This is a genomic window from Streptomyces sp. NPDC026589, assembly GCF_040638385.1.
In the GTDB taxonomy this organism is placed as follows: Bacteria; Actinomycetota; Actinomycetes; order Streptomycetales; family Streptomycetaceae; genus Streptomyces.
This window is the reverse complement of the sequence record NZ_JBEZYG010000001.1, coordinates 482486-507010: the sequence shown is the minus strand read 5'-3', so window position 1 is coordinate 507010 and position 24525 is coordinate 482486. Positions and strand designations below refer to the sequence as shown.

Below are 24525 nucleotides of genomic sequence, written 5' to 3'. Positions count from 1 at the left end.
GCGGAGCGGGGCGCGTTCTTAGCATCACTGATGTTACATCGGTTGTGTCACACCTCTGGAGGGTCACAGATGGCGAAAGGTCCAAGGCCTGGGCACGGTCCGCTGACCGGTGTCCGCGTCGTCGAGCTGGCGGGCATCGGACCCGGACCGTTCGCCGCGATGCTGCTGGCGGACCTCGGGGCCGACGTCGTACGCGTGGACCGTCCCGGCGGCGCCGGGCTCGGCATCGATCCCGCCTCCGACCTCACCAACCGCAACAAGCGCTCCGTCCTCCTGGACCTCAAGAGCGACGAGGGGCCGGCCCGTGTCCTGGACCTCGTCGAACGCGCCGACATCCTCATCGAGGGCTACCGCCCCGGCGTCGCCGAACGCCTCGGCGTCGGACCCGAGGCCTGCCTCGCCCGCAACCCGAAGCTCGTCTACGGCCGGATGACCGGCTGGGGCCAGGACGGGCCGCTCGCCGAACGAGCCGGACACGACATCGCCTACCTGGCCCTCACCGGCACCCTGTCCATGATCGGCAAGCCGGACGAGCCGCCCGTGGTCCCCGCCAACCTGCTCGGCGACTACGCGGGCGGCTCGCTCTACCTCGTCATCGGCGTCCTCGCCGCCCTCCAGCACGCCCGCGCCCACGGTGAGGGGCAGGTCGTCGACGCCGCCATCGTGGACGGCGCGGCCCATCTCGCCACGATGATCCACGGCATGCTGGCCGCCGGGAGCTGGCAGGACCGGCGCGGCACGAACCTCCTGGACGGCGGCTGCCCGTTCTACGGCACCTACGCCACGTCCGACGGCGGCCACATGGCGGTCGGCCCGCTGGAGGAGAAGTTCTACACGGAGTTCGCATGCCTCCTCGGCATCGCGGACGCCTTCCCCGACCGCTGGGACCTCGCCCGCTGGGACGAGCTGCGCGCCGCCGTCACCGAGCGCTTCTCGACCCGTACGCGCGCCGAGTGGACCGAGGTCTTCGACGGCACCGACGCCTGCGTGGCCCCGGTGCTCTCGCTCACCGAGGCGCCGCACCACCCGCACCTCGCCGCCCGCTCCACCTTCGTCGAGCACAGCGGACTCACCCAGCCCGCCCCCGCCCCGCGCTTCTCGGCCACCCCCGTCTCCGTACGCGGCGGGCCCGCCCTGCCCGGCGCCGACACGGCCGCCGTCGCCGCCGACTGGGACGTACCGGGGCTCCGGCCCGACCCTCACGACTAGGAGACCCTGTGCAACGCCAGATCTTCACCGAGGAGCACGAAGCCTTCCGCGAGACCGTCCGGGCCTTCCTGGCCAAGGAGGTCCTCCCGTACTACGAGCAGTGGGAGCAGGACGGCATCGTCTCCCGCGACGCCTGGCTCGCCGCCGGACGCGCGGGACTGCTGGGCCTCGCCGTCCCCGAGGAGTACGGAGGCGGCGGCAGCGACGACTTCCGCTACAGCGCCGTCCTCGCCGAGGAGTTCACCCGGGCCGGGGCCCCCGGACTCGCGATCGGCCTGCACAACGACATCATCGGCCCCTACCTCACCGGGCTGGCCACCGACGAGCAGAAGCAGCGCTGGCTCCCCGGATTCTGCTCCGGCGAGACCATCACCGCGATCGCGATGACCGAGCCCGGCGCGGGTTCCGACCTCCAGGGCATCCGCACCACCGCCGAGGACAAGGGCGACCACTGGCTGCTCAACGGCTCCAAGACCTTCATCTCCAACGGCATCCTCGCCGACCTGGTCGTCGTCGTCGCGAAGACCACCCCCGACGGCGGGGCCAAGGGCCTCTCGCTGATCGTCGTCGAACGCGGCGCGGAGGGCTTCGAGCGTGGCCGCAACCTCGACAAGATCGGCCAGAAGTCCCAGGACACCGCCGAACTGTTCTTCAACGACGTCCGCGTCCCCAAGGAGAACCTCCTCGGCGAACTCGACGGCGCGTTCATCCACCTGATGACCAACCTGGCCCAGGAACGCATGGGCATAGCGGTGGCCGGGATCGCCGCCGCCGAACACCTGCTGGAGATCACCACCCGGTACGTGAAGGAGCGCGAGGCCTTCGGACGCCCGCTCTCCAAGCTCCAGCACATCCGCTTCGAGATCGCCGAGATGGCCACCGAGTGCGCCGTCACCCGGACCTTCCTCGACCGGTGCATCGTCGACCACTCCGACGGCGTCCTGGACGCCGTCCACGCCTCCATGGCCAAGTGGTGGGCCACCGAACTGCAGAAGCGCGTCGCCGACCGCTGTCTCCAACTCCACGGAGGCTACGGCTACATGAGCGAGTACAAGGTCGCCAAGGCGTTCACCGACGGCCGCGTCCAGACCATCTACGGCGGCACGACCGAGATCATGAAGGAGATCATCGGCCGCTCGCTGCTCGCCTGAGCCGCCCCGCACCGGGCGGCCCGAGCCGCCCCTCACCCGGGCCGACAACCACCCTCGAAAGGCAGCTGTCTTGAGTACCGAAGCATTCGTCTACGACGCGATCCGCACCCCGCGCGGCCGGGGCAAGGCCAACGGCGCCCTGCACGGGACCAAGCCGATCGACCTGGTCGTCGGCCTCATCCACGAGATCCGGGGCCGCTTCCCGGACCTCGACCCGGCCGCCATCGACGACATCGTCCTCGGCGTGGTCAGCCCGCTCGGCGACCAGGGCTCCGACATCGCCCGTATCGCCGCCATCGCGGCCGGCCTGCCCGACTCCGTCGCCGGGGTCCAGGAGAACCGCTTCTGCGCCTCGGGCCTGGAAGCGGTCAACCTGGCCGCCGCCAAGGTCCGCTCCGGCTGGGAGGACCTCGTCCTCGCCGGTGGCGTCGAGTCGATGTCCCGGGTGCCGATGGGCTCCGACGGCGGGGCCTGGGCCATGGACCCGATGACCAGCTTCGAGACCGGCTTCGCCCCGCAGGGCATCGGCGCCGACCTCATTGCCACCATCGAGGGATTCAGCCGCCGCGACGTCGACGAGTACGCCGCGCTCTCCCAGGAACGCGCCGCCGCCGCCTGGAAGGACGGCCGTTTCGCCCGCTCCGTCGTCCCGGTCAAGGACCGCAACGGACTCCTCGTTCTCGACCACGACGAACACCTGCGCCCCGGCACCACCGCCGACTCCCTCGCCGCGCTCAAGCCGTCCTTCGCGGGCATCGGCGAGATGGGCGGCTTCGACGCGGTGGCCCTCCAGAAGTACCACTGGGTCGAGAAGATCGACCACGTCCACCACGCGGGCAACTCCTCCGGCATCGTGGACGGCGCGTCGCTCGTCGCCATCGGCTCGAAGGAGGTCGGCGAGCGCTACGGCATGACCCCGCGCGCCCGTATCGTCTCCGCCGCCGTCTCCGGCTCCGAGCCCACCATCATGCTCACCGGCCCCGCGCCCGCGACCCGCAAGGCGCTCGCCAAGGCCGGGCTGACCATCGGCGACATCGACCTCGTCGAGATCAACGAAGCCTTCGCCGGAGTCGTCCTGCGCTTCGTCAAGGACATGGGCCTGACCCTGGACAAGGTCAACGTCAACGGCGGCGCGATCGCGCTCGGCCACCCCCTCGGCGCGACCGGCGCGATGATCCTCGGCACCGTCATCGACGAACTGGAACGCCGCGACCAGCGGTTCGGCCTGGTCACCCTCTGCGTCGGCGGCGGCATGGGCGTCGCCACCGTCGTCGAACGCATCTGACCTGTCCCCGGCCCCACCCGCCTACGGAGAAGACACCGACATGACCGAGAGCACGACCATCCGCTGGGAACAGGACGAGACCGGCGTCGTCACCCTCGTCCTCGACGACCCGAACCAGTCGGCCAACACGATGAACCAGGCCTTCAAGGACTCCATCGCGGCCGTCGCCGACCGCGCCGAGGCCGAGAAGGACTCCATCCGCGGCATCATCTACACCTCCGCCAAGAAGACCTTCTTCGCCGGCGGCGACCTCAAGGACATGGTCAAGGTCGGCCCGGAGAACGCCCAGGACGCCTTCGACGCCGGCAACGCCATCAAGGCCTCGCTCCGCCGCATCGAGACCCTCGGCAAACCCGTCGTCGCCGCCATCAACGGCGCGGCCCTCGGCGGCGGTTACGAGATCGCGCTCGCCTGCCACCACCGCGTCGCCCTCGACGCCCCCGGCTCCCGCATCGGCCTGCCCGAGGTCACCCTCGGCCTGCTCCCGGCGGGCGGCGGCGTCACCCGGACCGTACGCCTCATGGGCATCGCCGACGCCCTGCTCAAGGTGCTGCTCCAGGGCACCCAGTACACGCCGCTGCGCGCCCTGGAGAACGGGCTCGTCCACGAAGTCGCCGCCACCCGCGAGGAGATGACCGAGAAGGCCCGCGCCTTCATCGATGCCCATCCCGAGTCCCAGCAGCCCTGGGACGTCAAGGGCTACAAGATCCCCGGCGGCACCCCGTCCAACCCGCGCTTCGCCGCCAACCTGCCGGCCTTCCCGGCCAACCTGAAGAAGCAGCTCGCGGGCGCGCCGATGCCCGCGCCGCGCAACATCCTGGCGGCGGCCGTCGAGGGCTCCCAGGTCGACTTCGAGACCGCCCTGACCATCGAGGCCCGGTACTTCACCGAGCTGGTCACCGGCCAGGTCTCCAAGAACATGATCCAGGCGTTCTTCTTCGACCTCCAGGCCGTCAACTCCGGTGCCAACCGACCGGGGGGCATCCCCGAGCGCCCCGTCCGCAAGGTCGCCGTCCTCGGCGCCGGGATGATGGGCGCGGGCATCGCCTACTCCTGCGCCAGGGCCGGGATCGAGGTCGTCCTCAAGGACGTCTCCACCGAGGCGGCCGCCAAGGGCAAGGCGTACAGCGAGAAACTGCTCGCCAAGGCGCTCTCCCGGGGCCGTACGACCGAGGCGAAGCGCGACGAACTGCTGGCCCGCATCACCCCCACAGGCGACGCGGCCGACCTCGCCGGCTGCGACGCGGTGATCGAGGCCGTCTTCGAGGACACCGCCCTCAAGCACAAGGTGTTCCAGGAGATCAGGGACGTCATCGAGCCGGACGCGCTGCTCTGCTCCAACACCTCCACCCTCCCGATCACGGTCCTCGCCGAAGGCGTCTCGCGCCCCGCCGACTTCATCGGGCTGCACTTCTTCTCGCCCGTCGACAAGATGCCGCTCGTCGAGATCATCAAGGGCGAGCGCACCGGCGACGAGGCGCTCGCCCGCGCCTTCGACCTGGTCCGCCGGATCAAGAAGACGCCGATCGTCGTCAACGACTCCCGCGGCTTCTTCACCTCGCGCGTCATCGGCCAGTTCATCAACGAGGGCGTCGCCATGGTCGGCGAGGGCGTCGAGCCCGCGTCGATCGAGCAGGCCGCCGCCCAGTCCGGCTACCCGGCCAAGGTGCTCTCCCTGATGGACGAGCTGACCCTGACCCTGCCGCGCAAAATCCGCGACGAGACGAAGCGCGCGGTCCAGGAGGCCGGCGGCAGCTGGCCCGGCCACCCCTCCGACGAGGTCATCGACCGCATGGTCGACGAGTTCGGCCGCCCGGGGCGCAGCGGGGGAGCGGGCTTCTACGACTACGACGAGGACGGCAGGCGGGCCGGTCTCTGGCCCGGACTGCGCGAGCACTTCGCGAAGCCCGACGCCGATGTGCCCTTCGAGGACATGAAGGAGCGGATGCTCTTCTCCGAGGCCCTGGACAGCGTCCGCTGCCTGGAGGAGAACGTCCTCATCTCCGTCGCCGACGCCAACATCGGCTCCATCATGGGCATCGGCTTCCCGCCGTGGACCGGCGGCGTCCTCCAGTACATCAACGGGTACGAGGGCGGCCTGCCCGGCTTCGTGGCCCGCGCCCGGGAACTCGCCGAGCGCTACGGCGACCGCTTCCTGCCGCCCGCCCTGCTGGTGGAGAAGGCGGAGAAGGGCGAGACCTTCCACGACTGATCCGTCAACAGGCGCCTCCGTGGCTCGCGTTCACCGTCACTCGGCGGTGAACGCGGCCCGCAGCTCCTCCTTCAATGATCGCTGGAACGCCGTCACCAGCGCCTGCACCACGATCGGTTGCATATCGGCGGACAGGGACTTCATCGCCGCCACGTGCTCCGGGTCGCCCTCACGCTCCCGATAGGGGTTCCACACCTCGTCCCGGAAGAGCCGGGTCATCTCCTGGGCGGCCGAGCGGGTGTGCTCCAGCAGAACGGTCCGCGCCGCCAGGATCGTCTCGTGCGCGATCGGCACGTCCAGCAGCTCCACCCCGAGCCGCAGCAGCCCCGGATCCACCCGGTACGCCCCGTCGTCCTCCTGCGGCCGGACCAGCACCCCCATCGCCGCCAGCCGCTCCACATCCGCCTCCGACAGCGCCCGCCCGGCCCGCCGCTCCAGCTCCGCCCGGGACAGGTCCTCGGTCCGGTCCGGCGCCCAGGAGGCGACCAGCGCCCGGTGGATCGCCAGATCATGGGCGCTCAGGTCGGGCGGCAGCTGTTCCAGATAGCGTTCGATCGCCGCCAGCGTCATGCCCTGCTGCTGGAGCTCCTCGATCAGCGCGAGCCGCGAGAGATGGTCCGGCCCGTAGTGTCCGACCCGGCGGGCCCCGATGACCGGGGGCGGCAGCAGGCCCCGGGTGCTGTAGAACCGCACGGTGCGCACGGTGACCCCGGCGCGCGCCGCCAGCTCGTCCACCGTGAGCGTCGGCTCGCCGGTCCCCGTCGCCATCTCTGCTCCCCGCCGTTGAACCCTTGTGTCGGACAGTGCCGCTGTCTCACCATTACTGTGAAAGTCTCCGGCACCATCGCCCCGCCGTCCACCCCGGACCCGCTGTCAGTGGCGGCCCGTACGGTGAGGGCATGTCGGAGATCACTTACGTACGGGGGGACGCCACCGCGCCGCAGGGCAAGGGCGTCAAGCTGATCGTCCACGTCTGCAACGACCTCGGCGGCTGGGGCAGGGGCTTCGTCCTGGCCCTCTCCCGCCGCTGGCCGGAGCCCGAGACCGCCTACCGGCGCTGGCACCGGGAGCGCGCGGGCAACGACTTCGCCCTGGGCGCGGCGCAGTTCGTGCGGGTGGGGCCCTACCTCTGGGTGGCCAACATGGTCGGCCAGCGGGGCATGCGCACCGGCAGCAAGGGGGTGCCCGTGCGGTACGAGGCGATCGACGGGGCGCTCGGCGCGGTGGCCGTCAAGGCGGGCGAGCTGGGGGCCTCGGTCCATATGCCCCGGATCGGCTGCGGGCTCGCGGGCGGCACGTGGGCCAGGATCGAGCCGCTGATCGAGCGACGCCTGATATCCGCGGGCATACCGGTGACGGTGTACGACCACGGCTGACCGGCTCCTCGGCGGTTCCCGACCCCGCTCCGGGGGTTCTCGCGGGGGCGAGGGATCATGGAGGAGAGGAACAGGGCACGGGCAGCGCACGGCAGGCCCGCCGGGACCGCGGGAGCACGGATGAGCAGCGCGACCGACGCGCGGAACCCCGAGTCGCCCCCGCCCGGAGGGGTGCTCTGGAGCCTGTCCGGGGACATCCGCGCCCTGCTGATGCTGCCCGCGGCCCTCACGCTCCAGGTCGCCCACCCGGCCGTCGGCGCCGGCGTCGACGAGCACTCCGTCTTCCGTACGGACCCCTGGGGCCGCGGCGAACGCTCGCTGCGCTCGCTCCAGCTCTGGGTCTACGGCGGCGCGGAGGCCGCCGAGGAGGGCCGCAGGCTGCGGGTGCTGCACCGCACCATCCAGGGGACCGACACCCGCGGCCGCCGCTACCACGCGCTGACGCCCGCCAACTACGCCTGGGTGCACGCCACCGGCTTCCCCGTGTACCAGCACGCGGCCCGGTATCTGATCCGCCCGATGAGTCCCGCCCAGGAGCGCGCCCTGTACGCGGAGTGGCTCCAGGTCGGCCGGATCCTGGGCATCCACGACCGGGACATGCCCCAGACCGTCGAGGACTTCTGGCCGTACTGGGAGAAGATGCTCGCGGGGGAGATCGAGGCGACGCCCGTCGTCCGGGAACTCGTCGCCACCGACCAGTCCGTCCCGCCGCCGGACCGGGGGCCGTGGCCGCTCCGGCTGCTGCTGCGGGCGCTGTGGCCGGTGCTGCTGCCGCCGCTGGCCCGCTTCCGCCGGTTCGTCACCATCGGGCTCATGCCGCCGGACGCCCGCCTGGCCATCGGCCTGCCGTGGACCCCGCACCAGGAGAAGCGGCTGCGCCGGATGTGCGCGGTGCTGCGCGTCGTCGTCCCCGTCCTCCCGGAGCGGCTGCGCTATCTGCCCCGGGCGCGAGCGGCCCGCGCCGCGTCGCGTACGGCGCGGCAGGGGACCCGCGCCGCCGAGGCGCGTCGGACCGGCTGAGCGCCCGCCGTTCCGCCGCCCCGGGGCACGTCAGCGGTGGTCGTGACCCGCGTGTTCCCGGTCGGCTCCATCGCCGTGGTCGCCGTGGTCGAGCACGGTGTTCGTCGCCGCGATCTTCACGTCCTGACCGGCCGCCGGCGCGCTGCGGACGAAGAATCCGCGGTGCACGCGAACTCCACCGGGTCGGGTCGGATGATCTTCCGACCGGACGTCATGAGGCTTTGCACGGGGTGGAAGCAGGAGGTGCCCTGCCGGGCGCCTCTGTCACACGATCGCCATTCGGGTCGTCGCGGACGGCCCGTACGACACGTACGACAGCGGTGATCAACCCCTGTCGCCCAGGAGTTGACCGGGGTAACGTCCGCACATTGCCGACAGCCGGACGGGCGTCACGGCGCCCGCCCCCCCCATGTTCCGGAGGCCGCTGATGACCCCTCGCATCGCTCGTGCGCTCCGCATGCTCAGCCCGCACCCATGGCTCGCGCCGGTCGCGGGCCCCGCCCGATGGCAGTCGGCGCCCGCGCGCCGCGGGGCGAGAGCGATGCGCCGGACAGCCGTGGCGGCGACACTCGCCGGGCTGGCCCTCCCGTTCGCCATCGCGCCCGCCGAGGCCGCGCACCGCCCGCCGCGCACCGGGTTCGAGACGAGCGAGGGGGCCCGCTGGACCGGCGAGGCGGAGGAGCGGTCCTTCCTCGCCGCGGTGGACCGGGGGAGCGACCGGGTCTCCGTGGACCACATCGGGACGACCGGTCAGGGCCGCCCCCTGCGGCTCGTACGCGTCGGCCAGGAACGCCCCGGGGTCGCCACCACCACGGTGCTCCTGATCTGCAGCCAGCACGGGGACGAGCCCGCCGGGCGCGAGACCTGTCTGACCACCATCCGCGACCTGGCGTTCGCCGAGGACCGGGCGACCCGCGCCTTCCTGGCCCGTACGACCCTGCTGGTGCTGCCCACGGCCAACCCCGACGGACGCGCCGCCGACACCCGCGCCAACGCCGACGGGGTCGACGTCAACCGCGACCACATCGCCCTGGAGACCGCCGAGGCGCGGGCCGTCGCCACCGTCGTACGCGACGAACGGCCCCAGCTGATCTACGACTTGCACGAGTACGGCGCGACCCCGCCGTACTACGACAAGGACCTGTTCGCGCTGTGGCCGCGGAACCTCAACGTCGACGACCGGGTCCACGACGTCTCGCGCACCCTCTCCGAGCGGTACGTCCGCTCCGCCGCGACGGCGGGCGGCTACAGCAACGGCCACTACGGCATCTGGACCGACCCGGCCACCGGGGAGCCCGTCAAACAGGTCGCCGGCGACGGCCAGGAACGCATCCTGCGCAACACCTCCGGCCTCAAGCACGCGGCCGGCCTGCTCATCGAGTCCCGCATCGACGCGCTGAGCGACGCGGAGAAGGCCGATCAGGCGCTCAACCACCGGCGCCGGGTCCACTCCCAGCAGACCGCGCTCGGCGGTCTCTTCGCCTTCACCGACGAGCAGCGCGCCCGGCTCCGGACGGCCACCGCCCTCGCCCGCCTGACCGGCCTCGCCGACCGGGGACCGGTGTATCTCGGCGGCGCCGACAACGACCCGGCCGAGCCGGCGGAGATCCTCGCCGACCCGCCGTGCGGCTACCGGCTGAACGCGGCCCAGTACGCGGCGGTGAAGGACGAGCTGGCCCTGCACGGCGTCACGGCCCGACCGGAAGAGGGTGGCGCGTTCGTGCCCTTGCGTCAGTCGGCTCGACGCCTGATTCCGCTGCTTCTCGATCAGCGGGCGACATATCACCTCACAAACGGTCAAGCCAGAACGGCTTGTTGATCCCTTGAGATCCTGGGCAGGTGTGGTACTGCCTACGGAGAGCGTTTTTCAGACTCAGTGAAAGGTGCCATCAGTGCCCCAGGACGACCAGACAACGGACGGGCGGGAAGGGCTGTCGGTCACGGCGGACCTCCCCCCCGAACCGCTCAGTACCAGGACGCCGACCACCGACCGGGTGGTGTTCGGAGTCACGGCGGTCCTCACCCTCGCCTTCGTCGTCTGGGGCGCGACCGCCACCGACTCCCTGGAGACCGTTTCCGGCAAGCTGCTCACCGGGCTGATCCACAACGGTGGCTGGGCCTTCATACTGGCCGCGTCCGCCTTTGTCATCTTCGCCCTGTGGCTGGCCGTCAGCCGGTACGGGAAGATCTGCCTCGGCCAGGAGGGCGAGAAGCCGGAGTTCCGGACCATCTCCTGGATCGCGATGATGTTCAGCGCCGGTATGGGCATCGGGCTGATGTTCTGGGGCGTCGCCGAGCCCCTCGCACACTTCCGCACCCCGCCGCCGGGCACCGACCCCGCCGCCTCGGCCGAGGCCATGCAGACGGCGATGGCCACCACGCTCTTCCACTGGACGCTGCACCCCTGGGCCATCTACGCCGTGGTCGGCCTCGCCATCGCCTACAGCGCCTACCGGATGCGCAGGCGGCAGACGATCAGCGCGGTCTTCGAACCGCTGATCGGCAAGCGTCATGCCTACGGCGGCGTCGGCCGCGTCATCGACATCCTGGCCATCTTCGCCACCCTGTTCGGCTCCGCGGCCTCCCTGGGCCTCGGCGCGCTCCAGATCGGCAGCGGCATCCAGGAACTGGACTGGCTGGAGAAGGCGGGTACCGGACTTCTCGTCACCGTCATCGCCGTGCTGACCGTCGCCTTCGTCGCCTCCGCGGTCTCGGGCGTCGAGAAGGGCATCCAGTGGCTGTCCAACATCAACATGGTGCTGGCCCTCCTTCTCATCGTGTTCGTCTTCATCGCCGGTCCCACGATCTTCGTGCTCGACCTGGTGCCCACCTCCCTCGGCGCGTACATCACCGACCTGGGGCAGCTCGCCGGACGCACCGAGGCGACCGGCGGCGGTGACGTGGCCGACTGGCTCGGCAGCTGGACCGTCTTCTACTGGGCCTGGTGGATCTCCTGGACGCCCTTCGTCGGCATGTTCATCGCCAGGATCAGCCGCGGCCGCACGATCCGTCAGTTCGTCGGCGGCGTCATCCTGGTGCCCAGCACCGTCAGCCTGATCTGGTTCGCCGTCTTCGGCGGCTCGGCCATGAAGCTGGACGAGGCCGGGAAGCTCGGTGGCGCCGACACCCCGGAGGCGCAGCTGTTCGGCGTCCTCCAGGAGTTCCCGGTCGCCACGCTCACGAGCATTCTGGTGATGGTCCTGGTCGGCATCTTCTTCGTCTCCGGCGCCGATGCCGCCTCCATCGTCATGGGCACCCTCTCCCAGAAGGGCGTCCTCGAACCGAGCAAGTTGGTCGTGATCTTCTGGGGTGTCGTGACCGGGGCCGTGGCCGCGATCATGCTGCTCATCGGCGACGGCAAGGAGAACGCGCTCCAAGGGCTGCAGAACCTCACCATCCTGGTGGCCGCCCCCTTCGCCCTCGTCATGATCGGCATGTGCGTGGCCCTGATGCGGGACCTGCGCAAGGACCCGCAGATCGTCCGCCAGGAGTTCGGCGTGGAGGCGGTCGAGTCCGCGGTGATCGAGGGGCACGCCAAGTACGACGGCGACTTCGAGATCCGCATCGGCCCCGGGACCACGACCATCACGGACGAGCGCCACCGGCCCGACGCCACCGGATCGGGCTCCACGGCCACGGAGAAGCGCCCCTCCGACTGACCGGGGACCTCCGTCCGTACCCGTACCCGTACCCGTACCCGTACCCGAACCGGAGCCCGCGACCGCCGACAGGCCGCGGGCTCCGGTACGTCGTGTCCCACGTACCACCGGGCGGGCCCGGCCGAGGCAGGTATCCGCGTACCACCGGGCGGTTCCGCTCCCGGCGGGCCCGCGCGCACCACCACCCTGCGGGCCCGTGCCCGGGGCACCGGTCAGCCCACCAGCGCCGCCGCCGCCCGCGCACACCCCCAGGCCACGGTCACGCCCGCGCCGCCGTGCCCGTAGTTGTGCACCAGCAGACCGCCGCCCGGCAGCGCCTCCGCCCCGATCCGCACCCCGGCCTCCCGCGCCGGGCGCAGCCCCACCCGGTGCCCGAGCACCCGGGCCCCGGCGATCTCCGGCCGGATCCGCGCACACCGCGCCACGATCTCCCGCGCCGTCCCCGGGTCGGGCTCCGTGCGCGGATCGTCCACCTCGGCCGTCCCGCCCAGCACCAGCCGGCCCGGCTGCGGGAAGAAGTACGTCGTCGCGGCCGACGCCGGATCCGCCTCGGTGTACCACTCCTCGATCCCCGGGTTCTCCACCGCGACCAACTGCCCCCGCACCGGCCGCACCCCGGCGTCGGGCACCAGCTCGCGCGCCCCGAGCCCCGTGCAGTTCACCACCACCGGGCTCCGCTCCGCCGCCTCGCCGAACCCCGTCACCGCCCGCCGCTCCACCGTGCCGCCCGCGGCCGCGAGCCGCCGCTCCAGCCACGCCAGATGGACGGGCATGTCCAGCAGCGGCAAGGTCACCCGCAGCCCCTCGGGCACCTCCACGGCGTCCTTCAGCCCGGCCGACCAGTCGCCCAGCGCCGCGAGCCGCTCCCCGCCGTGCAGCCCCGCCACCCGCCGTACGCCGGTCTCCTCCGGGGCGCCCGACAGCTCCTCGTAGACCGCCAGCGTCGCCAGCGACCAGTCGCCCACCCGCTCCGCCGGCTTGATCCGGTACGGCCACCACAGGGCCCCGGCCACCGCCGACGTCGTCGCCCCGGCCGGATCGCGCGACCAGACCCGCACCCGCATCCCGCGCTCCGCCAGCGTCACGGCGGTGGTCAGACCGACGACCCCGCCGCCCACCACGATCACATCCGCCATCACGGTCACTCCTGCCACATCGGTGCACCCGGTCGCTGCGTGGACGCTAACGGAAGCCGTGAACCGGAGGCCAGGGGCACAGGGCGACGGGCATGAGCGCCGGCGATTAGGATCGACACCCTGATGACTGCCACTCTCGTCGCCAAGGACCTCGCCGCCGGACACGGCGACCGCACGCTCTTCGCCGGGCTCGACCTCGTCGTCGCCCCGGGTGACGTGATCGGTCTCGTCGGAGTCAACGGCGCCGGCAAATCCTCCCTGCTCCGGCTGCTCGCCGGGCTCGACCGCCCGGAGGAGGGCGAGCTGCGGCTCTCCCCGCCCACCGCCACCGTCGGCCACCTCCCGCAGGAGCCCGAGCGCCGCGACGGTGAGACCGTGTCCGCGTTCCTGGCCCGCCGCACCGGCGTCGCCGACGCCCAGCGCACGATGGACGAGGCGACCGAGGCCCTGGTCGCGGGCGCCCCGGGCGCGGACGACGCCTACTCCGAGTCCCTGGAGCGCTGGCTCGCCCTCGGCGGCGCGGACCTGGAGGAGCGGGCCGAGCAGGTCGCCGCCGAGCTGGGCCTGACCGTCGGCCTCGACCGGCCCATGGCCGCGCTCTCCGGCGGGCAGGCCGCACGCGCCGGACTAGCCTCGCTGCTCCTGTCCCGCTACGACGTCTTCCTGCTCGACGAGCCCACCAACGACCTCGATCTGGACGGCCTGGAGCGCCTGGAGCGCTTCGTGTCCGGCCTGCGCGCGGGCACCGTCGTCATCAGCCACGACCGCGAGTTCCTGATGCGCACGGTCACCAAGGTGCTGGAGCTGGACCTCGCCCAGCAGCAGATCAACCTGTACGGCGGCGGCTACGCGGCCTACCTGGAGGAGCGGGAGACTGCCCGCCGGCACGCCCGCGAGGGCTATGAGGAGTACGCCGACAAGAAGGCGTCCCTCGAAGCACGCGGCCATATGCAGCGCTCCTGGATGGACAAGGGCGTCAAGAACGCCCGCCGCAAGGCGACCGACGGCGACAAGCTCGGCCGCAACGCCCGCAGCGAGGCCAGCGAGAAGCAGGCCGCGAAGGCCCGCCAGACCCAGCGCATGATCGAACGCCTCGACGCCGTCGAGGAGCCGCGCAAGGAGTGGGAGCTGCGTATGGAGATCGCCTCCGCCCCGCGCTCCGGATCCGTCGTCGCCACCCTGCGCGACGCCCGCGTGGTGCGCGGCGACTTCTCCTTCGGCCCTGCCTCGCTCCAGATCGACTGGGCGGACCGGGTCGCCATCACCGGGGCCAACGGCGCCGGCAAGTCCACCCTGCTGGCCGCCCTGCTGGAGCGGCTGCCGCTGGACTCCGGGAACGCCACCCTCGGTTCGGGCGTCGTCGTCGGAGAGGTGGACCAGGCCCGCAAGCTGTTCCTGGGCGCGCAGTCGCTGCTGGACGCTTTCTGCGCGGCCGTGCCCGACACGGAGCCGGCGGAAGTCCGCACCCTGCTCGCCAAGTTCGGCCTCCGCGCCGACCATGTGATGCGCCCGGCGACCAGCCTTTCCCCGGGCGAGCGCACCCGCGCCGCCCTCGCCCTGCTCCAGGGCCGGGGCGTCAACCTCCTGGTGCTCGACGAGCCGACGAACCACCTGGATCTGCCCGCCATCGAGCAGCTGGAGGCGGCCCTGGAGACGTACACGGGCACCCTGCTGCTGGTCACCCACGACCGGCGGATGCTGGAGGCGGTCCGCACGACCCGCCGCATCGAGGTGGCCGAGGGCCAGGTCAAGGAAGTCTGAGCGGAGTTACGGGGTGGGGGCGGGCCGCACATGGCGGCCCGCCCCCACCTCTGTCCGTCTCAGCGGCCCCGGCCGCCGCCCTGCTTCGGGTCGGTCAGCCCGGCCCGCCGCAGCGCGTCTGCCATGGCGCTGTTCGCCGGAGCCGGGGCCCCCTGGCCCTGTCGGGACGCGCCGCCGCCACCGCCGCGCCGGTCCCGGCCGCCGCCGCCCTGCCGGCCCTGGCCGCCACCGGACGGCTGCCCCTGGCCCTGCCCCTGGCGCTGCTTCGGGGGACGGCCGCCGCGCTCGCCGCGGCCCTGCTGCCCGCCGCCGGAACCGCCGCCCGCGCCCGGCTCGTCGTCGAGACGCAGCGTCAGCGAGATCCGCTTGCGCGGCCCGTCGACGTCCATGACCTTGACCTTCACGATGTCCCCGGGCTTGACGACGTCGCGCGGGTCCTTCACGAACGTCTTCGACAGCGCCGAGACGTGCACCAGACCGTCCTGGTGGACGCCGACGTCGACGAACGCGCCGAACGCGGCCACGTTGGTGACGACGCCCTCCAGCACCATGCCGGGCTCCAGGTCGCCGAGCTTCTCGACGCCCTCCTTGAAGGTCGCCGTCCTGAACGCCGGACGCGGGTCGCGCCCCGGCTTCTCCAGCTCCTTGAGGATGTCCGTCACGGTCGGCAGCCCGAACATGTCGTCCACGAAGTCCGCCGCCCGCAGGGCGCGCAGGGCCTCCGCGTTACCGATCAGCGAGGCCACCTCGCCGCCCGCGCTCTTCCCCATCGCCCGCACCACCGGGTAGGCCTCGGGGTGCACGCTGGAACCGTCGAGCGGATCGTCACCGTCCCGGATCCGCAGGAAGCCCGCGCACTGCTCGTACGCCTTCGGACCGAGCCGCGCCACGTCCTTGAGGGCCCTACGGGACCGGAAGGGGCCGTTGGAGTCCCGGTGCGCGACGATGTTCTCCGCGAGCCCCGAGCTGATCCCCGACACCCGTGAAAGCAGGGGCGCGGACGCGGTGTTGACGTCCACACCGACCCCGTTCACACAGTCCTCGACGACCGCGTCCAGTGAACGCGACAGCTTCACCTCGGACAGGTCGTGCTGGTACTGCCCGACGCCGATCGACTTCGGGTCGATCTTCACCAGCTCGGCCAGCGGGTCCTGGAGCCGCCGGGCGATGGAGACGGCGCCGCGCAACGACACGTCCATGTCGGGCAGTTCCTGCGAGGCGAACGCGGAGGCGGAGTACACCGAGGCGCCCGCCTCCGAGACCATCACCTTCGTGAGCTTCAACTCCGGGTGCTTGTCGATCAGTTCACCGGCGAGCTTGTCCGTCTCACGGGACGCGGTGCCATTGCCGATCGCGACCAGGTCGACCGCGTGCTCCTTCGCGAGGTGCGCGAGCTTCGCCAGCGCCTGGTCCCACTTGTTCGCGGGTACGTGCGGGTGGATCACATCGGTGGCCACGACCTTGCCGGTGGCGTCGACGACCGCGACCTTCACCCCCGTACGGAATCCGGGGTCCAGTCCCAGCGTGGCCCGGGTGCCGGCCGGGGCGGCGAGCAGCAGATCGCGCAGGTTCGAGGCGAAGACCCGCACCGCCTCGTCCTCCGCCGCCGTGCGCAGCCGCAGCCGCAGGTCGATGCCGAGGTGCACCTGGATCCGGGTCCGCCACGCCCAACGCACGGTGTCGCCGAGCCACTTGTCGCCCGGGCGGCCCCGGTCGGCGATCTCGAAGCGACGGGCGATCATGTTCTCGTACGCGGACGGGCCCGGCCGCTCGGCGGCCTCCGGCTCCTCCGGTTCCAGGACCAGGTCGAGGACGTTCTCCTTCTCGCCGCGCAGCATCGCGAGCACCCGGTGCGAGGGAAGCGCGGTGAACGGCTCCGTGAAGGCGAAGTAGTCGGCGAACTTCGCGCCCGCCTCCTCCTGGCCCTCGCGCACCTTCGCCGCCAGCCGGCCGCGCGTCCACATGCGCTCGCGCAGCTCGCCGGTCAGGTCGGCGTCCTCGGAGAACCGCTCGGTCAGGATCGACCGGGCGCCGTCCAGGGCGGCCGCCGCGTCCGCGACGCCCTTGTCGTCGTCCACGAACGCGGCGGCCGCCGCGAGCGGATCGACCGACGGGTCACCGAGCAGGCCGTCCGCCAGGGGTTCGAGCCCCGCCTCCCGGGCGATCTGCGCCTTCGTCCGCCGCTTCGGCTTGAACGGCAGGTAGATGTCCTCCAGGCGCGCCTTGGTCTCGGCGGCCCGGATGCTCGCCTCCAGCGCGGCGTCGAGCTTGCCCTGCTCGCGTACGGATTCGAGGATCGACGTACGCCGCTCCTCCAGCTCCCGCAGATAGCGCAGCCGCTCCTCCAGCGTGCGCAGCTGCGCATCGTCGAGGGATTCGGTCGCCTCCTTGCGGTAGCGCGCGATGAACGGCACGGTCGATCCGCCGTCGAGCAGCTCGACGGCCGCCCTGACCTGTCGCTCCCGTACGCCGAGCTCCTCGGCGATCCTGCCTTCGATGGACGTCGTCACGGTTTTCCCGACTCGCCTTCTCGTACTGGCTGTGCTGGCCGTGCTCGTGTCGCGACGAGCACGTTCTTGCTTGCCGGGGGGTGTCCCCCCTGGCCTGCATTGTGCCGGGTGGCCGGGGGCGGTGTCGCGTGACCTCGACGAACACGCCCGGAGCCCCCGGCGTGTGCGAGAGCTCCGAGCGGTGCGGGGTCAGCCCTGACCGGTGGCCGAGGCCGGGAACGCCCCCGCGGCGGCGGCCGTGAAGAGGAAGCCGCGTCCCAGTTCGGTGAGCCGCTCCACACCTTCCGCGCCCAGGTGTTCGTACGGGGCGGTGTCCATACGGTCCGTCGCCTCCTCGACCTCCGCGCGCAGCGCCGTGCCCGCCCCGGTCAGCGTCAACACCTCGCCGTCGGCCAGCAGCCCGCGCTCCCGCAGCCGGCCGGACGCGGCCTCCCAGTCGGTGCGCCGCCAGCCACGGGAGGACAGGAGCCAGCGGATCGCCATGCCCTTGCCGGTGGCCGTGTGGCTGACGAGCGACTCCAACGGGTCCAGGCCGGCCGCGAGCAGGGCGGCGAGGTGCGCGTCGCCCCGGTGCTCGCGCAGCAGGGTCGCGGCGTGCCAGAACGCCAGGTGCGGCTCCTCCGGCACCGGCAGATCCGCGTGCGCGGCGTAGAGCGGGCGGGCGTGCGGCGTGCAGGCCTCGGTGGCGCGCAGCGCGAGCCGGGCCGCCTCCGCCATCGCGGCGGAGGCGATGACCTCCTCGCCGAGCAGCCGGCGCAGCGTGGTGTCCGCCGCCCGCAGCCGGGCCCCGAGGACCACGTCGGGGGAGGCGGTCTCCCAGACGGCGGGCACATGTCGGGCCACCAGCGCGGGGTTGAAGTTGTAGAAGGTGGCGCTGACGGTCCCCGCCCCGACCGCGCCGAGTGCGGCGGCCCGGGTCGCGAAGTAGACGGCGCTCTGGTCCTCGATGCCTATCTTCGCCATCTCCGCGCCCAGGTCGGGGGAGAAGAAGAGGCAGGAGTGCAGGGGGTTGACGGCGTTGTGGCAGCGGCGCTCCGCGCGAGCCGGGAGAGTACTCATATCAACACGTTACCGACTGGTCGGTACGGAGTGGAACCCCGGGGGGAGCAGAACGATCCACCAGGGCGGGCCCTGCGACAGGCCAGGCCAGGGCAGCTCCAGGGCAGGCCTGGCGCAGGTCGAGGCCGGGTTCGATGGCAGGAAAGGTGGGGTACTCGTCATTGCGGCCATCGTCGCCCACCGCCCAGGATGGCGGATGTGCAGCAGCGAACCGTGCTCGTCGTCCTCTTCGACGGCATCCAGAGTCTCGACGTCACCGGCCCGATGGAGGTCTTCGCCGGAGCCTCCCGGGCTCCGGGCGTCTCCTACGACCTGCGGACCGCCTCGCTCGACGGCGGCCCCGTCCGCTCCACCAGCGGCCTGACCCTGATGCCCGACAGCAGCCTCGCCGACGCGCCCGTACCGCACACCCTGCTGGTGCCCGGCGGGCACGGCACCCGGGGCTCCCATCCGGAGCTGACCGGCTGGCTGCGCGAGCACGCGCCGCGGGCGGAGCGGCTCGTCTCCGTGTGCACGGGCGCGCTGCTGCTGGCCGAGGCGGGCCTGCTGGACGGCCACCGGGTCACCACCCACTGGAACTACTGCGAGCGGCTGGCCCGCGACTACCCGGCCGTCCATGTCGATCCCGAACCGATCTTCGTACGGGACGGGCGGCTGGCCACCTCGGCGGGCGTCACCGCGGGCATCGACCTCGCCCTCGCGCTCGTCGAGGAGGACCACGGGCGGGACCTCGCGCTGGACATCGCCCGGCACCTCGTGGTGTTCCTGCGCCGCCCCGGCAATCAGGCCCAGTTCAGCGCCCAGCTCTCGGCCCAGACAGCACGGAGCGAACCGCTGCGCGAGGTCCAGCACTGGATCACCCAGCACCCCGACGCCGACCTCGGGGTCGACGCCCTCGCGGCCCGCGCCAGACTCTCGCCCCGGCACTTCGCCCGTGCGTTCCGGGCGGAGACCGGAACGACCCCGGGGCGGTACGTCGAGCGCGTCCGCCTGGAGCACGCCCGCCGGCTCCTGGAGGACACCGCCGACGGCGTCGAGCGGGTCGCCCGCGCCAGTGGATACGGCACCCCGGAAGCCATGCGCCGTGCCTTCGTGAAGACCCTCGCGACGGCGCCGGCCGAATACCGCCGCCGCTTCCGCACCCCAGCGTCCAGCACCTGAACCGCACCGTCCGACCGACCGAACCGAGAGGCAGCTCCCGTGCAGATCGCCATCCTGCTCTTCGACCGTTTCACCGCCCTGGACGCGGTGGGCCCCTACGAGATCCTCAGCCGTGCGCCCGGCGCCGAGCCCGTCTTCGTCGCGACACGGACCGGCCCCGTCCGCAATGACAGCGGGAGCCTCTCGCTCGTCGCGGAGAAGACCCTCGCCGAGGTGCCCTCCCCGGACCTGGTGATCGTCCCGGGCGGCCCCGGCCAGAGCGACCAGATGGAGAACGAGACCCTGCTCGGCTGGCTGCGCTCGGCCGACGCCACCAGCACCTGGACGACCTCCGTCTGCACCGGGTCGCTGCTGCTGGCCGCCGCCGGGCTCCTGAAGAACAGGCGGGCCACCTCGCACTGGCTGGCGCTGGAGACGCTGAGGGACTTCGGCGTCGAGGCCACCGGGGAGCGCGTCGTCCTGGACGGCAAGTACGTCACCGCCGCCGGGGTCTCCTCCGGCATCGACATGGGGCTGACCCTGCTCGGCCGGATCGCGGGCGACGACGTGGCACGCTCGGTGCAGCTGCTCACGGAGTACGACCCGCAGCCGCCCTACGACTGCGGATCGCCGGAGAAGGCCCCCGCCGCCCTCGTCGAGGAATGGCGGGCCAGGAGCCGTCACATCACCCGGTAGGTCCCGCGGTCCAGGTGAACCGGGGCGCGCGCCGCTCCAGGAAGGCGGCGGCGCCCTCCGCCGCGTCACCGCTGCCCCGCGCCTCAGCGGCCCAGTGGGCGTCCCGGTCCGTCCGGCCCCCAGCGAACTCCTTGGCCGCGGCCTGGGTGAGCAGGGACCGGGACGCCAGGACCCGTACGTACTCCTCGACCCGCTCGTCCAGGCCGTCGGCGGGCAGCACCTCGTCGACCAGGCCGGTGCGCAGCGCCCGTTCCGTGCCGATCAGCTCGCCGGAGAACAGCAGGTGCTTGGCCGTGGCCGGACCGACGAGGGCGACCAGCCGGCGGGTCGAGGAGGCGGGGTAGACGATGCCCAGCTTGGCCGGGGTGACCCCGAAGGAGGCCCCCTCCTCCGCGAACCGCAGATCGCAGGCGGCGGCGAGCTGGCCGCCGCCGCCCACGCAGTAGCCGCGCACCGCGGCCAGTGTCGGCAGGGGGAACGCGGCGAGCGCCTCCTCGGCCGCCACCGTCAGGCCCTGGGCGGTGTCCGCGCCCTCCCGCAGCGTGGAGATGTCGGCGCCGGCGCAGAAGGTGTCCCCGGCTCCGGTCAGCACCAGCGCCCGGACCGCCGGATCGGCCGCGAGCCGCTCCAGCAGCTCCGGCAGACTCCGCCACATCGCGGTGGTCATCGCGTTGCGTTTGGCGGGGTTCGCGATCACGACCGTGGCGATGCCGCGCTCGACGGTAGTGATCAGGCGGGGGTCCGTAGGGTCCATGCGCCGGATGCTATCCGGAGGGTTCGAACCTATGATCAAGAAGGGGTCGCGGGGCGGGCACGCACCGTAAGGAGTCGTCGATGAACGAATCCACCGCCGAGGGCCGGAAGCTCAGCCGCAGCTTCGGCTGGCTCGCGCTGCTCGGCACGCTGCTGGTGATCGCGGGCGTCATCGGTCTCGTCTACACCGGCGTCGCCACGCTCACCTCGATGCTGCTCTTCGGCTGGCTGCTGCTCGTCGGCGGCCTGGTCGGGCTGCTGCACGCGATCGAGTCACGCGGGACGAACTACTTCTGGCTGGGCGTGGTGGTCGCGGCCCTCAACATCGCCGCGGGCGTCGTCGTCATCAAGCACCCCGAGGGAACGGCCGAGGCGCTGACCATGTTCGCCGCCCTGCTCTTCCTGACCGGCGGCGTCTTCCGGCTGGTCGGCAGCGTCGTCGTGCGCGGTCCGCAGATGGGCTGGACGCTGCTGCAGGGCGCCTTCGGGCTGCTGCTGGGCCTGCTGGTGCTGTTCGACTGGCCGCACAGCAGCCTCTACGTCCTCGGCTGCTTCTTCTCGCTGGCCCTGCTGTTCGACGGGCTCGGCCTGATCGCCATCGGCGTGGGCGGCCGACGCATCGTGACCATGGTCTCGGAGCGTCTCGATGGAACCGCCCCGCCCCCGGACGAGCCGATCACGTCACCAGAAGACGAGCGGGAGTAGTCCCCGGGCTGCCAGAATCACGCATGTTTGGTCAAATAGCGCCGATACCTGGCTACTTCCGATCAGTGGCACGGGCCCGACCAGGCCATTCCCAACACTCTTTACTCGACGGTCAGTGCAGTGCGAGTGAGAGCTGGTGCCGGACGATGGAGAGCCTCGGGAGTGCCCCTGCCGACCCCGTGTCGTACGAGGGGGTGTGGCGCTTCACCGCCTCCGCCGTGGACGCGTCCGTGCCGAGCGCCCGGCACGCCGTACGCGACCTCCTCGACCGGCAGGGCGTGCCGATCGAGGACGACATCCTCCAGGGGCTCCTGCTGATCGTCTCGGAGCTGGTCACCAACGCCGTCAAGCACGCGGCGCTCCTCTCGCCCGAACTGGCCGTCGAGGTGGCCATCGCCGCCGACTGGGTCAGGGTCTCGGTCGAGGACAACCACCCCTACCGCCCCACCGCGCTGGAGACGGACTACGCGCAGACCGGCGGCCGGGGCCTGCTGCTGGTCAAGGTGATCACCGCGGAGGCGGGCGGCACCTGCGACGTCGAGCACACCGCGAGCGGCGGCAAGATCATCTGGGCGGCGCTGCCGTTGAAGACGCAGCTCTGACCGCCCCGTACGGATAAGTGGGAGGGTTCACCAGCCCGCGGAGGGGCCCGTCAGCTCACGGATCGCCGGCCGTGCCGCGTCCAGCACCGTCATGAACCACGCCGAGAACGGCGCCCGCGCGTGGCGCTCCGCCAGCTCCGCCGCCGTCACGAAAGCCGTCTCCCCGACCTCCTCGGGGTCCGGCTCCGGCGCCGTCTGCGCCATCCCCACGAACAGGTGGTTGAACTCCTGCTCCACCAGCCCCGACACGGGGTCCGGGTGGTTGTAGCGGACCGTTCCTGCCTCGGCCAGCAGTGAGGGGGAGAGCCCCAGCTCCTCGTACGTACGCCGGGCGGCGGCCGCGAACGGGGCCTCGCCCGGGTAGGGGTGCCCGCAGCAGGTGTTCGACCAGACACCGGGGGAGTGGTACTTGCCGAGTGCCCGGCGCTGGAGCAGGAGCCGCCCCTGCTCGTCGAAGAGGAACACCGAGAACGCGCGGTGCAGCTGCCCGGGGGCCTGGTGGGCCGCCAGCTTCTCCGCGGTGCCGATCGTGGTGCCGTTCTCGTCGACCAGTTCGAGCATGATCGCTTCTGCGGTGCCGTTCGACGAGCTGTGCGTCGCGGTGGCTGGTGTGGTCGGCATACCCATCCTTCGCTTTGGTCCCCGGCCTCGTGCGCCGGGCCCCTGGAGTCCGGTCAAGTCTGCCGTACAAAAGCCGCTTGTCCGCACTGCGGGTCCGGGCATGTCCGCCCCGCCGCGCCCCCGGAGCGCGGCGGAGCGGACGGAGCGTCAGACCCCGAAGGCCGCCGGATAGCGGATCATGCCCGCCGGAACAGGGACGGAATCGTCCAGTACCAGGGCCATCATCGCCTCGTCAGGCACCTCGAAACCCGGCCGGATCCCGTAGCGCGAGGCCGGCACGAAACCGAAGCGCGGGTAGTACTCGGGATGACCGAGCACCAGCACCAGCGCCTCACCGCGCATGCGGGCGGCATCCAGCACCGCCCGCACCACGGCCTGCCCCGCACCCTGCCGCTGGTACGCGGGAGACGTGGCCACCGGGGCCAGGGCGAGCGCCGGGGCGTCTCCGACCCGGCAGCGGGTGAGCAGCGCGTACGCCGCCGGTGAACCGTCCGGGGCCTCGGCGATACGGCCGAGCTCCGGCAGCCAGGCCTCGGAGTCGGCCCGCAGGGTGTCCACGAGGTCCGCCTCGTCCCGGGTGGGGAACGCGGCCGTGTTGACCGCGTGCACGGCCGTACGGTCCGCCGGTGTCTCGGGACGGGTCTTCCACCGGGGATCGGCGGGGCGCAGCACGTACGCGGCGTAGCCGTACTCCGTGCCGTGCTCCCGCCGCACCGCCAGCTCCTCACGGGTGGCCGCGAGTGCCCACTCCATACCGCGAGTGCCGGGGTCGGCGCTCCCGACCCGTTCGGCGAGCGGTACGTAGTACGCGTCCCAGTCGCTCTCGGGCTGGAGCAGCACGGCGTCGACCGTGCAGCCGGCGGCGACGGCCGCCGCGGTGGTCTCCGGCAGGGTGCGCAGGGAGCCGTTGCGGTCCCAGAAGCCCCGCGCCCCGGCGGACGGCGCGTCCGTGGTCCAGACGCACTCGGAGATCATCATCGCGCCGCCCGGCGCCAGCAGGCGCTGCCAGTCCCGGACGGCGGTGTCGAACCCGATGCAGTACGCGGAGCCCTCGGCCCAGATCAGGTCGAAGGACCCCGCGGGGAACCCGGGCCCGGTGAGGTCGCCCATGTCCGCCTCGACGGTACGGACGCGATCGCCGAGGCCACGGGCCCCGGCCGCCTCGCGCAGCTCGTCCAGGAACGGCTGGTGCAGGTCGACCGCGGTCACCTCCGCGCCCGCCTCGGCGGCGAGCAGCAGAGCGGCCCGGCCGGGACCGCAGCCCAGGTCGAGGACGCGCGGGCGGTCGGGCAGCGGGCCGGCGAGAGCGAGCAGCCGACGCGTGGTCGCGTCGGAGCCGGGGCTCTGCCGGGGAAGACGGTGGTGCAGGGTGAAGAACGCCTCGGTGCGCGAGGCGTCGTCAGTGTGGTCGGTCAACGTGGGAACCCTTGAGTGTGAGGGCTCCGACCCGATCCGAGAGGAAAGTGGACCTAGCCGGAAACCCGGGAGATGAGGAAGGACCGATTGCCGCGCCGGGAAGGCGTCGTCGCGACCGTCATCAACCTCAGCTCCTCTCGCAAGGGTCCCGGTGTCACCGGGCTCCGCTCCACCGCGAGACTCGAACGTCTCAGCGAAACCACCCTAGCACCAG

The 24525-nt window shown here is 72.2% G+C and carries 21 protein-coding genes; 13 read left to right on the top strand and 8 right to left on the bottom strand.

The window, feature by feature from the left end:
• Window positions 1-69 precede the first annotated feature (69 nt).
• From AB0F29_RS02155 to AB0F29_RS02140, 4 genes are all read left to right on the top strand, one after another.
• Window positions 70-1209 carry a CaiB/BaiF CoA-transferase family protein gene (locus AB0F29_RS02155; RefSeq protein WP_361866782.1) on the top strand — a complete coding sequence of 380 codons (1140 nt, stop codon included), beginning with the start codon at window positions 70-72 and terminating at the stop codon, window positions 1207-1209.
• Between the two features lie 8 nt (window positions 1210-1217).
• The gene (locus tag AB0F29_RS02150) at window positions 1218-2360 is read left to right on the top strand and encodes an acyl-CoA dehydrogenase family protein (RefSeq protein WP_361866781.1); all 1143 of its coding nucleotides are present in this window, start codon (window positions 1218-1220) and stop codon (window positions 2358-2360) included.
• A gap of 70 nt (window positions 2361-2430) precedes the next feature.
• Window positions 2431-3645 carry an acetyl-CoA C-acetyltransferase gene (locus AB0F29_RS02145; RefSeq protein WP_361866779.1) on the top strand — a complete coding sequence of 405 codons (1215 nt, stop codon included), beginning with the start codon at window positions 2431-2433 and terminating at the stop codon, window positions 3643-3645.
• 40 nt (window positions 3646-3685) lie between these two features.
• A complete protein-coding gene (locus AB0F29_RS02140; RefSeq protein ID WP_361866778.1) occupies window positions 3686-5857 on the top strand; it encodes a 3-hydroxyacyl-CoA dehydrogenase NAD-binding domain-containing protein in 2172 nt (723 codons plus the stop codon).
• 36 nt (window positions 5858-5893) lie between these two features.
• On the opposite strand, the gene AB0F29_RS02135 is transcribed toward AB0F29_RS02140, so the two are convergent.
• Window positions 5894-6625: a MerR family transcriptional regulator gene (locus AB0F29_RS02135; RefSeq protein ID WP_361866777.1), complete on the bottom strand. Its 732-nt coding sequence runs from the start codon at window positions 6623-6625 to the stop codon at window positions 5894-5896.
• Between the two features lie 131 nt (window positions 6626-6756).
• Here AB0F29_RS02135 and AB0F29_RS02130 point away from each other — a divergent pair, with 131 nt between their 5' ends.
• Window positions 6757-7233, top strand: coding sequence for a macro domain-containing protein (locus AB0F29_RS02130; RefSeq protein WP_361866776.1), 477 nt, complete (start codon window positions 6757-6759; stop codon window positions 7231-7233).
• A 120-nt stretch (window positions 7234-7353) separates the two neighbouring features.
• Complete coding sequence (locus AB0F29_RS02125) at window positions 7354-8253, top strand: oxygenase MpaB family protein (RefSeq protein ID WP_361866774.1); 900 nt, start codon at window positions 7354-7356, stop codon at window positions 8251-8253.
• 30 nt (window positions 8254-8283) lie between these two features.
• On the opposite strand, the gene AB0F29_RS02120 is transcribed toward AB0F29_RS02125, so the two are convergent.
• The gene (locus AB0F29_RS02120) at window positions 8284-8421 is read right to left on the bottom strand and encodes a hypothetical protein (RefSeq protein ID WP_361866773.1); all 138 of its coding nucleotides are present in this window, start codon (window positions 8419-8421) and stop codon (window positions 8284-8286) included.
• 259 nt (window positions 8422-8680) lie between these two features.
• Between AB0F29_RS02120 and AB0F29_RS02115 the strand changes: the two genes are divergently transcribed.
• The gene (locus AB0F29_RS02115; protein ID WP_361866772.1) at window positions 8681-10072 is read left to right on the top strand and encodes a M14 family metallocarboxypeptidase; all 1392 of its coding nucleotides are present in this window, start codon (window positions 8681-8683) and stop codon (window positions 10070-10072) included.
• A gap of 73 nt (window positions 10073-10145) precedes the next feature.
• Window positions 10146-11912, top strand: a complete 1767-nt coding sequence (locus AB0F29_RS02110; RefSeq protein WP_361866771.1) for a BCCT family transporter — start codon at window positions 10146-10148, stop codon at window positions 11910-11912.
• A 212-nt stretch (window positions 11913-12124) separates the two neighbouring features.
• Here the strand turns inward: AB0F29_RS02110 and AB0F29_RS02105 are convergent, their stop codons facing one another.
• Window positions 12125-13048, bottom strand: a complete 924-nt coding sequence (locus AB0F29_RS02105; RefSeq protein ID WP_361866770.1) for an FAD-dependent oxidoreductase — start codon at window positions 13046-13048, stop codon at window positions 12125-12127.
• Window positions 13049-13171: 123 nt separating this feature from the next.
• Here AB0F29_RS02105 and AB0F29_RS02100 point away from each other — a divergent pair, with 123 nt between their 5' ends.
• Complete coding sequence (locus tag AB0F29_RS02100; protein ID WP_361866769.1) at window positions 13172-14809, top strand: ABC-F family ATP-binding cassette domain-containing protein; 1638 nt, start codon at window positions 13172-13174, stop codon at window positions 14807-14809.
• A 59-nt stretch (window positions 14810-14868) separates the two neighbouring features.
• Here the strand turns inward: AB0F29_RS02100 and AB0F29_RS02095 are convergent, their stop codons facing one another.
• Window positions 14869-17319 (bottom strand): Tex family protein, encoded by a 2451-nt coding sequence (locus tag AB0F29_RS02095; RefSeq protein WP_361866767.1) that lies wholly within the window; start codon window positions 17317-17319, stop codon window positions 14869-14871.
• Window positions 17320-17508: 189 nt separating this feature from the next.
• Window positions 17509-18378, bottom strand: a complete 870-nt coding sequence (locus AB0F29_RS02090) for a hypothetical protein (protein WP_361866765.1) — start codon at window positions 18376-18378, stop codon at window positions 17509-17511.
• Between the two features lie 189 nt (window positions 18379-18567).
• On the opposite strand from AB0F29_RS02090, the gene AB0F29_RS02085 reads away from it, so the two are divergent.
• A complete protein-coding gene (locus AB0F29_RS02085) occupies window positions 18568-19539 on the top strand; it encodes a GlxA family transcriptional regulator (protein WP_361866763.1) in 972 nt (323 codons plus the stop codon).
• Between the two features lie 39 nt (window positions 19540-19578).
• On the top strand, window positions 19579-20214 hold the full coding sequence (locus AB0F29_RS02080; RefSeq protein ID WP_361866762.1) for a DJ-1/PfpI family protein: 636 nt from the start codon (window positions 19579-19581) through the stop codon (window positions 20212-20214).
• Here AB0F29_RS02080 and AB0F29_RS02075 read toward each other — a convergent pair.
• Window positions 20204-20968 carry an enoyl-CoA hydratase-related protein gene (locus AB0F29_RS02075; RefSeq protein WP_361866761.1) on the bottom strand — a complete coding sequence of 255 codons (765 nt, stop codon included), beginning with the start codon at window positions 20966-20968 and terminating at the stop codon, window positions 20204-20206. The genes AB0F29_RS02080 and AB0F29_RS02075 overlap by 11 nt on opposite strands.
• Before the next feature lie 80 nt (window positions 20969-21048).
• On the opposite strand from AB0F29_RS02075, the gene AB0F29_RS02070 reads away from it, so the two are divergent.
• On the top strand, window positions 21049-21672 hold the full coding sequence (locus tag AB0F29_RS02070) for a DUF308 domain-containing protein (protein ID WP_361866760.1): 624 nt from the start codon (window positions 21049-21051) through the stop codon (window positions 21670-21672).
• A 146-nt stretch (window positions 21673-21818) separates the two neighbouring features.
• Window positions 21819-22274 carry an ATP-binding protein gene (locus tag AB0F29_RS02065; protein ID WP_097870931.1) on the top strand — a complete coding sequence of 152 codons (456 nt, stop codon included), beginning with the start codon at window positions 21819-21821 and terminating at the stop codon, window positions 22272-22274.
• A gap of 27 nt (window positions 22275-22301) precedes the next feature.
• Here the strand turns inward: AB0F29_RS02065 and idi are convergent, their stop codons facing one another.
• Window positions 22302-22895 carry an isopentenyl-diphosphate Delta-isomerase gene (idi, locus tag AB0F29_RS02060; RefSeq protein WP_361866758.1) on the bottom strand — a complete coding sequence of 198 codons (594 nt, stop codon included), beginning with the start codon at window positions 22893-22895 and terminating at the stop codon, window positions 22302-22304.
• Between the two features lie 147 nt (window positions 22896-23042).
• A complete protein-coding gene (locus tag AB0F29_RS02055) occupies window positions 23043-24311 on the bottom strand; it encodes a bifunctional class I SAM-dependent methyltransferase/N-acetyltransferase (RefSeq protein ID WP_361866756.1) in 1269 nt (422 codons plus the stop codon).
• Window positions 24312-24525 lie beyond the last annotated feature (214 nt).